Origin of the sequence: Longimicrobium sp., from assembly GCA_036389795.1 — a bacterium.
Taxonomy (GTDB): Bacteria; Gemmatimonadota; Gemmatimonadetes; order Longimicrobiales; family Longimicrobiaceae; genus Longimicrobium.
The window spans coordinates 13,965-27,694 of the sequence record DASVWD010000146.1 but is presented as its reverse complement, the minus strand read 5'-3'; the positions used below and the strand labels follow the sequence as shown (position 1 = coordinate 27,694).

General features: G+C 76.5%; 1 protein-coding gene. It reads right to left on the bottom strand.

Annotated features, from left to right (window positions below; genetic code table 11):
* Positions 1-56: 56 nt before the first annotated feature.
* Entirely contained in the window at positions 57-13,730 is a 13,674-nt protein-coding gene (locus tag VF746_20250) for an amino acid adenylation domain-containing protein (GenBank protein HEX8694769.1), read from the bottom strand.

Here is a 13,730-nt window from a genome sequence, read left to right as displayed (position 1 = left end):
AGAGGAGGAGCCCGGACGGGCTCGTGGGTGTAGCGTGGCCGCGCGGACCGGCCGCGTCAGCTCGCCGCGCCGGCGGCCGCGAGTCCTGCGGCCGCCCCGGCCTGGCGCACCTCGTCGTCGGACATCGAGAGGACGGTGAGGACGATGCGGGCCATGCGCTCGGTGAGGCCCGGCTCGCGCTCCCGCTCGACGATGACCCGCGCCAGCCCCGCCACGGTGGGCTCCTCGAACAGGGCGCGCAGCGGAAGCTCGACCTGCAGCGTCTGCCGGATCCGGGTGACGAACTGCGTGGCCGTGAGGGAGTGCCCGCCCAGCGAGAAGAAGTCGTCCTCCACTCCCACCCGCTCGATCCCGAGCAGGTCGGCCAGGAGCATCGCGAGCACCTCCTCGACCGCGCTGCGCGGCGCCACGTAGCGCGCCCCCGGCTCCGCCCCGCCCTCCGGGGCCGGGAGGGCGCGACGGTCCACCTTGCCGTTGGGCGAGAGCGGGAGCGCCTCCAGCGCGACGAACGCGCCCGGGACCATGTAGTCGGGAAGCCCCCCGGCGAGGTGCGCCCTGAGCGCGTCCGCGCCGGGCCAGTCGCCCTCCGCGACGACGTAGGCGACCAGCGCCCCGCCGCGCACCGCCACGGCGGCGTCGCGCACGGCCGGGTGCCGCCGCAGCGCGCCCTCGACCTCCCCCGGCTCCACGCGGTAGCCGCGGACCTTCACCTGCTCGTCCACGCGGCCGACGAACTCCAGCTCGCCGTCCGCGCGCCGGCGCACCCGGTCGCCCGAGCGGTAGAGCCGCCCGCCGGGCACGGAGCCGAAGGGATCGGGGACGAAGCGCTCCGCCGTCAGCGCCGGGCGCCCCAGGTAGCCGCGCGCCAGCCCCTCGCCGCCCACCAGGAGCTCGCCGGGAACGCCGGCGGGCACGGGCCTCATCCCCCGGTCCACCACGTACAGCCGCACGTTCGCGATCGGCCGCCCCAGCCCCACCGGCCTCGTCCCGTCGATCCGGGCGACGGTCGTGTTGACCGTCGCCTCCGTGGGGCCGTAGTGATTCCAGATCTCCACGCCGGGGAAGCGCGCCAGCGTCCGGCCGACGAGCTCCTCGCTCAGCGCCTCGCCGCCCAGCAGCACCTTCTCCAGGCCGGGGAGATCCGCGTCCCCCGCCTCCACCTGCTCCATCAGCATCGCCCACAGCGACGGCACGCCGCCGAAGACCAGCCGCTCGCGCCCGTCCAGCGCCTTCGCGAGCTCGGCGGGCTCCCGCAGCACCTCTTCGGGGAGGAGCCGCACCCGGCCGCCGGAGAGGAGCGGGGGGTAGATCTGCCGCACCGCCGCGTCGAAGGAGAGGCGGCTGATCAGAGGCAGGTCGTACGATCCACCGCCCAGCACCTCCGCGCCGAACCAGGTGAGGTAGTTCACCAGGCTCCCGTGCCGGATCGCCGCGCCCTTCGGCTGGCCCGTGGACCCGGAGGTGTAGACCACGTACGCCAGGTTCTCCGGCCGCACCCCGGTCGCGACGCGCGAATCGTCCTCGGCTTCCAGGCCGGCGTCGTCCGCGTCCAGGAGCAGCACCCGGTCGTCCGCGAGCGCCTCCGCGCCGGCGCGCTCCAGCAGCGCGCGCTCGGCCACGAGGACGCGCGCGCCGGAGTCCTCGCGCATGTAGCGCAGCCGCTCGGGCGGATACGCCGGGTCGAGCGGGAGGTACGCGCCGCCCGCCTTGAGGACGGCGAGGACCGCCACGACGAGGTCGGGCGTGCGGTCGAGGCAGACCGCGACGACCGCCTCCGGGCCCACGCCCATGCGGCGGAGGCGGCGCGCCAGGCGGTTGGCCCGCGCCTCCAGCTCCCCGTAGCTCAGCACCTCGCCGCCCAGCTCCACCGCGGCGGCGAGCGGCGTGCGCGCGGCCTGCGCCTCGAAGAGCTGGTGGACGCAGAGGTCGCGGGGATACGCCCGCTCCGTCGCGTTCCACTCCTCCAGCATCCGCCGCCGCTCCGCATCGTCCAGCACTTCCACCCCCGACAGGCGCGCGTCGGGGTCCGCCGCGACGGCCTCCAGCAGGCGCACCAGGTGCCCGCTCATCCGCTCCACGGTGGACGCGTCGAAGAGGGCGGTGCGGTACTTCAGCGAGCACTGCAGCCGCCCGCCGGATTCGGCCACGCCCAGGGCCAGGTCGAACTTGGCCGTCCCGCCCTCCAACTCCAGGGGCTCGATCTCCACCGCGCCCAGCCGCAGCTCCTCCTCGCCGGCCGAGGGGTCGAGCGAGAACACCACCTGGAAGAGCGGCGTGTGCGCCAGGCTGCGCTCCGCCGCCAGCTCGTCCACCAGCCGCTCGAAGGGGACCTCCTGGTTCGCGTGCGCCTCCAGCACCCGCTCCCGCACGCGCGCCAGCGCCTCGCGGAAGGTGGGGTCGCCCTCGAAGCCGGTGCGGATCACCAGCATGTTGACGAAGAAGCCGATCAGCCCCTCCGTCTCCAGCCGCGTGCGGCCGGCCACCGGCGCGCCCACGACGATGTCGTCGCCCGCGCCGTAGCGGGCCAGCAGCGCCTGCCACGCGGCCAAGAGCGTCATGAAGAGCGTGGCCCCCTCGCGGCGGCCCACCGCGCGGAGCGCGCGCGACAGCTCCGGAGAGAGCGCGAAGGCGTGCCTCGCGCCCCGCTCGCCGGCGACGGCGGCGCGCGGCCGGTCCGTCGGCAGGTCGATGACCGCGGGCGCACCCGCCAGCCGCTCGCGCCAGTAGGCCAGCTGCCGGTCGAGCACGTCGCTCCGCAGCCGGTCGCGCTGCCAGGCCGCGTAGTCCGCGTACTGCACGGGGAGGTCGGGGAGATCGGCATCCTCCCCACGCACCCGCGCCGCGTAGAGGGCGGACACCTCGCGCACCAGCAGCCCCGCCGACCACTCGTCGCTCACGATGTGGTGCAGGGTGAAGAGGCCGACGGCCTCCGCCGGCGCCAGCCGCAGCAGCGTGCACCGCAGCACCGGCCCGCGCGCCAGGTCGAACGGGCGCGCCGCCTCCGCCCGCGCCAGCCGCTCGACCGCCGCCTCCCGCGCCCGGGGGCCCAGGTTCGACAGGTCCGCCACCGGGAGCCGCACCGGCCCGGCCGGCCCGATCACCTGCACGGGGCGGCCGTCCACGGTGGCGAAGGTGGTGCGCAGCACCTCGTGGCGCCGCACCACCTCGGAGAGCGCCCAGGCGAGCGCCTCCGCGTCCAGCGCGCCGCGCAGCCTGAGCGCCACGGAGACGTTGTAGGCCGCGCTCCCCGGCTCCAGCTGGTCGATGAACCACAGCCGCTGCTGCGCGAACGAGAGCGGCAGCTCGCCGTCGCGCGGGACGGGGACGATGGGCGGCGCCTCGACCCCGGCTTCGGAGCCGCGCAGCGCATCCACGCGCGCGGCGAGCCCGGCCACCGTCTGCGCCTCGAAGAGCGCCCGCAGCGGCAGCTCCACGCCCAGCGCCTCCCGCGCGCGGGACGTCACCCGCGTGGCGACGAGCGAGTGGCCGCCCAGGGCGAAGAAGTTCTCCTCCACGCCCACCCGCTCCAGCCCCAGCACCTCCGCCCAGATCTCCGCCAGCACCTCCTCCGCCGGGGTGCGCGGGGCGACGTACGCCTCGTCGCGCGACGGGTCGTGCTCGGGCGCGGGGAGCGCGCGGCGGTCCACCTTCCCGTTGGGGGTCAGCGGCAGGCGGTCGACGACGACGAACGAGCCCGGGACCATGTAGTCGGGGAGCCGTCCGGAGAGGTGGGCGCGCAGTTCGGAGGCGCGGGGATCGGAGCCGTCGCGCGCCACCACGTAGGCCACCAGCCGCCGATCGCCGGGCGCGTCCTCGCGCGCCACGACGACGGCCGCGCCCACGGCGGGATGGCCGGCGAGAACGCTCTCGATCTCCCCCGGCTCGATGCGGTAGCCGCGCACCTTCACCTGCTCGTCCACGCGCCCCAGGAACTCCAGCTCCCCGTCCTCGCGCCAGCGTGCCCGGTCGCCCGTGCGGTACAGCCGCGCGCCGCGGTCGGCCGAGAACGGATCGGGGACGAAGCGGTCCGCCGTCAGCGCCGCGCGCCGCAGGTAGCCGCGCGCCACCCCCTCGCCGCCGATGTACATCTCCCCGGGAACGCCGACGGGCACCGGCCGGAACCCCTCGTCCAGCACGTAGACGCGCTGGCTCGCGATCGGCCGCCCGATCGGCAGCTCGCCCTCCCCCGCCTGGCCCGCCGGGAGGCGGTGGATGCTGGTGGTGACCGTCGTCTCCGTCAGCCCGAAGACGTGGACCAGCTCGCAGCCGATCTCCCGCCACTGCCGCAGCCGCTCCGGGAGCACGCGCTCGCCGCCCATCAGCACCCGCCGCAGCGTCGCCGGGAGACGGAGCCCGTCCTCCGCCATCGCGCGCACCCACTCGTGCCAGTAGGCGGTCGGCAGCTCCATCACGCTGACGGATGTTTCGTCGATCACCCGCGCCAGCTCCGCCGGCTGCAGCAGCTCCGCGCGGCTCACGACGACGGCGGCGCCGCTCACCAGCGCCGGGAACACCTCTTCGATCACGACGTCGAAGCCGGGCGAGGCGAACTGGAGCATCCGCTCCCCTTCCCCGAGCTCCAGCAGCCGCGCCATCTCCGCCGCGTAGCCCGACGCGCTCCCGTGCTCGACGGCCACGCCCTTCGGCCGCCCGGTGGAGCCGGAGGTGTAGATGACGTACGCCAGGTTGCGCGAGCCGACGCGGCCGTGGGGGTTCCACGCGGGGCGGCGCGCGATCGATTCCCGCTTCTCATCCACGCAGAGCACCATCGTGCGCCGCGGCGCCATCCCGTCCTCCAGCCGCTCGCGCAGCGCCGTGTCCGTCAGCAGCACGCGGGCGCCGGAGTCCTCCAGGAGATACAGCAGCCGCTCGCGGGGATACGCGGGGTCGAGCGGGAGGAAGGCGCCGCCGGCCTTCATCACCGCCAGCATGGCGATGATCATCTCCGGCGAGCGCTCCAGGCACACCGCGACCACCACCTCCGCGCCGACTCCGAGGCGGCGGAGGTAGCGCGCCATCCGGTTGGCCCGCGTGTTCAGCTCGCGGTAGGTCAGGCTCCCGCCCTCCCAGACCACCGCCGCCGCGCCGCGCGTGCGGGCGACCTGCTGCTCGAAGAGCTCGTGCAGGCAGCGGCCGCGGGGAGAGGGAGGCTCCGCCGCGTTCCACTCCTCCACCACCCGCCGCCGCTCCGCCTCGTCGAGCAGGTCGACGTCCCAGAGGCGCGCGTCGGGATCGGCCGCCACGGCCTCCAGCAGCCGCACCAGGTGGCCGGCCATCCGCTCCGCAGTGGACGGATCGAAGAGGTCCGCGCGGTACTCCAGCGCGCCGGACAGCCCCTCGCCCTCCTCGCCCAGCACGAGCGACAGGTCGTAGGGCGTGGCCCCGCTCTCCGCCGGCAGCGGCTCGAGCTCCAGCCCCTCCAGCGCCAGCCGGTCCGTGACCGGGCTCTGGAAGGCGAACATCACCTGGAAGAGCGGCGTGTGCGCCAGGGTGCGCTCCACCGCCAGCTCGTCCATCAGCCGCTCGAAGGGAAGCTCCTGGTGCGCCTGCGCCCCGAGCACGTTCTCGCGCACCCGCCCGAGCACCTCGCGGAACGTCGCATCCCGCTCCACGCCGGTGCGGATCACCAGCATGTTCACGAAGAAGCCGATCAGCCCTTCCGTCTCCAGCCGCGTGCGCCCGGCCACCGGCGTCCCGACGACCACGTCCTCCCCCGCGCCGTAGCGCGCCAGGAGCGCCTGCCACGCCGCCAGCAGCGTCATGAACAGCGTCGCGCCCTCGCGGCGGCCCACCTCGCGCAGCGCCGCCGCCAGCCGCGGGCTCACCGCGAAGCTCCACGCGCCGCCCCGCTCGCTCGCCACCGCCGGGCGCGGGCGGTCCGTCGGCAGGTCGATGACCGCGGGCGCGCCGGCCAGCCGCTCGCGCCAGTAGCCCAGCTGCCGCTCCAGCACCTCGCCCTGGAGCCGTTCCCGCTGCCACGCCGCGTAGTCCGCGTACTGCACCGGGAGATCAGGGAGACGCGCATCCTCCCCCCGCACCCGCGCCGCGTACAGCGCGGAGATCTCGCCTACCAGCAGCCCCGCCGACCACTCGTCGCTCACGATGTGGTGCAGGGTGAAGAGGCCGACCGCCTCCTCCGCGCCGAGCCGCAGGAGCGTGCAGCGCAGCACCGGGCCGTGGGCAAGGTCGAACGGCCGCGCCGCCTCCTCGCGCATCCGCCGCTCCACCTCCGCCTCCCGCTCCGCCGCGCCGACGCCGGACAGGTCCACCACCGCCAGCGGCACCGGCGCCGGCTCGCCGATCACCTGCACGGGCTCGCCGTCGGCGCCCATGCGGAAGGTGGTGCGCAGCACCTCGTGGCGCCGCGCCACCTCCGCGATCGCCCACGACAGCGCGCCGGCGTCGAGCCGGCCGCGCATCCGGAGCGCCACGGGGACGTTGTAGGCCGCGCTCTCCGGCTCCAGCTGGTGGAGGAACCAGAGCCGCTGCTGCGCGAAGGAGAGCGGCAGCTCGCCGTCGCGGGAGACGGGGACCACCGGCGGCGCGTCCGCCTCGGGGGCGGAGCCGCGCAGGGCGTCCACGCGCGCGGCCAGCGCCCGCACCGTCTGCTCCTCGAAGAGGGCGCGCAGCGGCAGCTCCACCCCGAAGGCCTTCCGCGCGCGGGAGACCACGCGCGTGGCCGAGAGCGAGTGCCCGCCCAGCTCGAAGAAGTTCTCCTCCGCGCCGATGCGCTCCACCCCCAGCACCTCGCACCAGATCCCCGCCAGCACCTCCTCGGCGGGAGTGCGGGGGGCGGCGTCCGCGCCGTCCTCCGTCGCGTCGCGCACGGGCGCGGGGAGGGCGCGCCGGTCCACCTTCCCGTTCGGGGAGAGCGGGAGCGCCTCCAGGGCGACGAACGCGCCCGGCACCATGTAGTCGGGAAGCCGCCCGGCGAGGTGCGCCCTGAGCGCGTCCGCGCCCGGCCAGTCGCCCTCGGCCACGACGTAGGCGACGAGCCCGCCGTCGCGCGCCACCACCGCGGCCTCGCGCACGGCCGGGTGCCGCCGCAGCGCGCCCTCGATCTCCCCCGGCTCCACGCGGTAGCCGCGCACCTTCACCTGCTCGTCCACGCGGCCCACGAACTCCAGCTCCCCGTCCGCCGTCCAGCGGACCCGGTCGCCCGAGCGGTACAGCCGCCCGCCCGGCTCCGCGCCGAAGGGATCGGGGACGAAGCGCTCCGCCGTCAGCCCCGGGCGCCCCAGGTAGCCGCGCGCCAGCCCCTCGCCGCCCACCAGGAGCTCGCCGGGAACGCCGGCGGGCACGGGCCGCCCCGCGCCGTCCACCACGTACAGCCGCACGTTGGCGATCGGCCGCCCCAGGCCGATCGGCCGCGTCCCGTCGATCCGGGCCGCGGTCGTGTTGACCGTCGCCTCCGTCGGTCCGTAGTGGTTCCAGATCTCCACGCCGGGGAAGCGCGCCAGCGTCCGCGCCACCAGCTCCTCGCTCAGCGCCTCGCCGCCCAGCAGCACCTTCTCCAGCCCGGGGAGATCCGCGTCCCCCGCCTCCACCTGCTCCATCAGCATCGCCCACAGCGACGGCACGCCGCCGAAGACCAGGCGCTCGCGCCCGTCCAGCGCCTTCGCGAGATCGACGGGCTCCCGCAGCACCGCTTCGGGGAGGAGCCGCACCCGGCCGCCAGAGAGGAGCGGCGGGTAGATCTGCCGCACCGCCGCGTCGAAGGAGAGGCGGCTGATCAGCGGCAGGTCGTACGCGGCTCCGCCCAGCACTTCGGCGCCGAACCAGGTGAGGTAGTTGACGAGGCTGGCGTGCCGAATCGCCGCGCCCTTGGGCTGGCCCGTCGACCCGGAGGTGTAGACGACGTACGCCAGGTTCTCCGGCCGCACCCCTGTCGCGACGCGCGAGTCGTCCTCGGCCGCGAGGCCAGCGTCGTCGAGAAGGAGCAACCGGTCGTCGGCGAGCGCCTCCGCGCCGGCCCGCTCCAGCAGGGCGCGCTGCGCCACGAGGACCCGCGCGCCGGAGTCCTCGCGCATGTAGCGCAGCCGCTCGGGCGGATACGCCGGGTCGAGCGGGAGGTACGCGCCGCCCGCCTTGAGGATGCCCAGGATCCCGACGACCAGGTCCGGCGTGCGATCCACGCACAGGGCGACGACCGTCTCCGGGCCCACGCCCATGCGGCGGAGGCGGCGCGCCAGGCGGTTGGCCTGCGCCTCCAGCTCCGCGTAGCTCAGCACCTCGCCGCCCAGCTCCACCGCGGCCGCGTGCGGCGTGCGCGCGGCCTGCGCCTCGAAGAGCTGGTGGACGCAGAGGTCGCGCGGGTACTCCCGCTCCGTGGCGTTCCACTCCTCCAGCACGCGCCGACGCTCGGCGCCGTCCATCAGCTCCACGGCGGAGAGGCGCAGGCCGGGATCGTCCGCGACGCCCTCCAGGAGGCGGACGAAGTGCCCGGCCACGCGCTCCGCGGTGGCGGCGTCGAACAGGTCCGTCCGGTACGTCAGGTGGCCGGCGAGGCTCCCGCCCTCGTCGGCCATGCGCAGCACCAGGTCGAACGTCGTCGTGGCGGCGCCGGCGTCCAGCCGCTCGGCCTCGATCCCTGGCAGGCCGACGGGGCCGCGCGGGTTCTCCAGCGTGAACACCACCTGGAAGAGCGGGGTGTGCGCCAGCGAGCGCTCCACCTCCATCGCCTCCACCAGCCGCTCGAAGGGGAGGTCCTGGTGCGCCTGCGCCTCCAGCACGCCTTCGCGGACGCGCCCGACGAGCTCGCGGAACGCCGGGTCTCCCTCCACCCCGGTGCGGATCATCAGCATGTTGACGAAGAAGCCGATCAGCCCCTCCGTCTCCCGCCGCGTGCGGCCGGCCACCGGCGTCCCCACCACCACGTCGTCGCCCGCCCCGTAGCGGGCCAGGAGCGCCTGCCAGGCGGCCAGCAGCGTCATGAAGAGCGTCGCGCCCTCGCGCCGCCCCACCTCGCGCAGCTTCGCGGCGGCCGCGGCGGGGACGGCGAAGCGGATGACGCCGCCGCGGTCGCCCGCCACCGCCGGACGCGGCCGGTCCGTCGGCAGCTCCAGGACCGTGGGCGCGCCGGCCAGCCGGCCCCGCCAGTAGGCGATCTGCCGCTCCAGCGCCTCGCCCTCCAGCCAGCGGCGCTGCCACACCGCGTAGTCGGCGTACTGCACGGGGAGGTCGGGGAGGCCGGCGCTCCCGCCCGCCACCCGCGCCCCGTAGAGCGCGGAGACCTCGCGCACCAGGATCTCCGCCGAGGCGTCGTCGCTGGCGGAGTGGTGCATGGTGAAGAGGAAGACGGAGTCCGCCGCGCCCAGCCGCAGCAGGGCGCAGCGCAGCACCGGCCCCCGCGCCAGGTCGAACGGCCGCGCCGCCTCCTCGCGCGCCAGCCTCCCGGCGAGCGCCTCGCGGGCGGGCGCCTCCACGGCCGACAGGTCGACCACGGGAAGCGGCACCGGGCGCGCCTCGCCGATCACCTGCACCGGCTCGCCGTCGGCGTCCACGCCGAAGGTGGTGCGCAGCACCTCGTGCCGACGGACCACCTCGCCGAGCGCCCAGACAAGCGCGGCGTCGTCGAGCTCCCCGCGCAGCCGGAGCGCCACGGGGACGTTGTAGACGGCGCTCCCCGGCTCCTGCTGGTCGATGAACCACAGCCGCCGCTGCGCGAACGACAGCGGCGGAGGGCCGTCGCGGGGCACGGGGACCACCGGCGGGGCGGCGGGCGCGGCGCCGGGCCCGCGCAGCGCCTCCACCGCGCGGGCCAGCGCGGCCACGGTGGGCGCGTCGAAGAAGGCGCGCAGCGGGAGCTCCGCCCCGAACGCCTCGCGCACCCGCGCGATCACCCGCGTGGCCATCAGCGAGTGCCCGCCGAGCGCGAAGAAGTCCTCGTCCGTCCCCACCGCGTCCGTGCCCAGCACCTCGCACCAGATCGCCGCCAGCACCTCCTCGGCCGCCGTGCGCGGGGCCGTGCGGACGGCGGCGCGCCCCGCTTCGCGCTCGGGCGCGGGGAGCGCCGCGCGGTCCACCTTCCCGTTGGCGGTGAGCGGGAGCGCGTCGAGCGCCACCAGGTGCGCCGGGACCATGTGCTCGGGGAGGCGCGCGGCCAGGAAGCGCCGGGCGTCGCGCACGAGCGCCTCCGGGTGGCTCCACTCTGGCCCGTTCTCCGCCGCGCGCGCGGGGGCCACGGCGGGCTCGCCCTCGCGCACCGCGTACAGGAGGTACTGCGCCGCCTCGGGCGACGACGCCAGCTCGGCCCGGACGCCGAAGCCGCGCCCGCGCAGGATGGAGGCGATCCGCTCCACCTCGCCGTCGACGTCCTGCACCTCCATCACCACCCGGCGGATCTTCGGCCAGTCATGGTCGGCGATCCCCGCCAGCACCTCCAGCTCGCTCCGCTGCACGTCCACCTTCAGCAGGTCGATCCTCTCCACCCCGTGCTCGCGGATGAGGGAGGAGAGGGTGCGGATCTCCGCCGGGTAGTCGCGGGCGGCCAGGCGCTCGTCCAGCAGCTCCTCGAGCGCGGCGTCGGAGAGGCCGGCGCCCCCGTCGGCGCGGAGCTGGTCGCGGACGAAGGCGCGCACCACCTCCTTCTCCCGCTCGCGGTCGGGGTAGCGCCCGGAGACCAGGCTCAGGTGCGGGTAGAAGGCGAAGGTGGCGCGCCCCTCCTCGCGCCCCAGCCCCGCCTCCACCACGCGGGCGTTCAGCCCGTGCAGCTGCGCGTTGGCGCGCAGGATCTCGGCGATGGGGGGGAGCGGCTCCACGGCGAAGATGCGCGCGCCCGGCGAGAGCCGCGCGGCCAGGAGCGAGAAGAGGCCGATGTTGGCGCCCACGTCGAAGACGGTGGCGTCCTCGGGGAGCGCGATCCCGTGCCGGAAGTACTCCCGCTCCTCGAAGATCCCGCGGTAGAGGTAGTCCGTCTCGCCGGGATTGAGGTGGAAGACCGTGAGCCCGTTCGGCAGCTCGTGCCAGGCCAGGCGCCGGGTGGCCGGCGCGCGCCGCATCTGCGCGAAGCGGCGGACGGCGGCGGCGGGGCCGCCGGGGACCACGTACGCGGCCAAGCGCAGCTCGCCCCCCTCGCCGAGCGGCACCACCACGGCGCGCTCCACGCCGGGATGCTCCTCCAGCGCGGCCTCGACCTCCCCCGGCTCCACCCGGAAGCCGCGCACCTTCACCTGGTGGTCGCGCCGCCCCAGGAACTCCAGCGCGCCGCCGGCCAGGAAGCGCACCCGGTCGCCGGTGCGGTACATCCGCGCGCCCGGCGCCGACGGGTCGGGGACGAAGCGCTCCGCCGTGGCCCCCGGCCGACCCAGGTACCCGCGCGCCACCCCGGCGCCGCCGATGTACAGCTCGCCCGGGACGCCGGCGGGGACGGCGCGCATCCGCTCGTCCAGCACCCGGACGCGCGCGCCGCCCAGCGGCCGCCCGATCGGCACCGTCGCCGCGCCGTCGGGCCGCGCGTCCGGATCGACCGGGTACACGGTGGCGCCGACCGTTGTCTCCGTGGGCCCGTAGTGGTTGAAGATGCGGCAGCCGGGGGCGAGGGCGCGCACGGCGTCCACCAGCCCCCAGGGAAGCGCCTCGCCGCCCAGCACCAGCCGGGCGCGCGGGAGGATCGCCGCCCGGCGGTCCGCCAGCAGCGCGCCCAGGTGCGACGGGACGATCTTGAGCGCGCCCGCCGGCGCTTTCGCGAACTCCGCCGCCAGCGCCCCCGGGTCCGCCGCCGCGTCGGCGGGGACCACGTGGAGGGCGCGGCCCAGGCAGAGCGCGGGGAAGAGCGCCGTGTGCCCCAGGTCCGCCGCGAAGGTGGAGACCAGCGCGAAGCTCTCGGCCTCCTCCAGCTCCAGCGCCGCGACCGCGGCGTCGACGTAGCCCGCCAGCTGCCGGTGCTCGACCGCGACGGCTTTCGGCGTGCCCGTGGAGCCCGAGGTGAACAGGACGTACGCGAGGTTTTCGGGAGACACGGACGGCGCGGGACCGGCGGAGACGTGGTCCTCCCCGGCGTCCACCGCGTCGATGCGCACGATCGTGGACGCGACGCCGGCGAGCGCGTCCGCGCCGTCTCCCGCCGTGACGACCGCGCGCGGGCGGGCGGAGGCGAGGAGCGCCGCCACCCGCTCGGCGGGCCAGGCGGGATCGAGCGGGAGATAGGCGCCGCCGGCCTTCCACGCGGCTAGGATCGCCACCACGAAGTCGGGGGAGCGCGGCAGGTGGAGGGCGACGATCTCCTCCGGCCCCACGCCCGCCGCGCGGAGGCGGACCGCCAGCCGCTCCGCCGCCGCGTCCAGCTCCGCGCAGGTCAGCGTCCGGCCGCCGCCCGTCACCGCCACGGCGTCCGGCGTCCGCGCCGCCTGGGCCGCGATCCGCTCGGGGACGGAGGCCGACGGGAGCGGGCGCCCGGTGCCGCCCCACTCCTCCAGCCGCCGCCGCTCCGCCCCGCCGACGATCTCCAGGTCGCCCGCGGCGCGGTCCGGCGCGTCCGCCGCGTCGGCGAGGAGAGCGAGGAGCGCATCCCCCAGCCGCTCCGCGTCGCCCGCGGCCAGGCGCGACGCGTCGTGGTACAGCTCCGCCGCCATCCCGCCCTCCGCGTCGGCCACCCGCAGCCGGGCGACGGAGCGGTCGGTGCAGGAGAACTCCGGGACGACGTCGATCCGCCCCCCGTCCGCGGCGACGGAGCTCGGCCCGCGCGCGGCCTCGAAGGCGAAGGGGAAGAAGCGCTCCCCGGCGGCGCGCTCCGCGCCGAAGTCGTCCCACGAGAAGTATTCCTGCCACGTCTCCAGCTCCGCGTACCGCGCCGCGACTTCCGCCAGCACGGCGGAGAACGGCCGCGCCGGCTCGTGGCGGAAGGGGAACGGGACGTAGCGGGCGAAGGGGCCCACCGCGCCGGCCAGTTCGGCGTAGTGCCGGCCGTCGTACGCCACCGCCGCCGCCGGCGAAGCCTCGCCGGTGAGCCGCGCCAGGAGCACCTGCCAGCCGGCGAGGACGAAGGCCGCCGCCGGGACGCCGCGCTCGCGCGCCGCGTCCGCGATCCGCGCCGAGAGCGCGGCGGGGAGATCGAGGCGGACCACCCGCGGATCGAAGGGCGCGCCCTCCGCGTCCGCCCTCTCCCACGGCAGGCGCGCGTCCGCCGCCGCGCCGCGCAGCTGCGCCCAGTAGCGCCGCCCCTCGGCCGCCTCGGCGGACTCCAGCAGCTCGTTCAGCCACTCGGAGGCGTCCACGTACTGCAGCGGATCGTCCCCCTCTCCGGCGGTGCCCGCGTACCCCCGGGCGATCTCGCGCGCGAGCAGGTCCAGCGACCCCGCGTCCGCGCTCACCGCCGGGGCGGTGAGGAGGAGCGCGTGCCGCTCCGGGCCGAAGCGGACCAGGTCCAGCCGCAGCGGCGCGACGCCGGCCGCGGCGGGCGCCCGGCGCGCGGACTCCAGCAGCCGCTCCAGCGCCTCATCCTCCGGCGCGCCCGGCGCCGGCTCCACCGCCTGCGGCCAGGGGAGGTCCACGACGTCGCCCACCACCTGCAGCGGAAGCTCCATCCCGGGGAGGCGCTGGAACGAGGTGCGCAGCGCCTCGTGCCGCGCCACGGCGTCCGTCGCGGCGGCGCGCAGCCGCGCCTCGTCCAGCGGGCCGTCCACCCGCAGCGACGCCTGCACCCGGAACGCCCCGGCGCCGTCCGCGGCCGAGCGCTCGAACAGGCGCCGCTGCTGCGGCGAAAGGCGGTATCCCTGGAGCTGCGTGTCCAT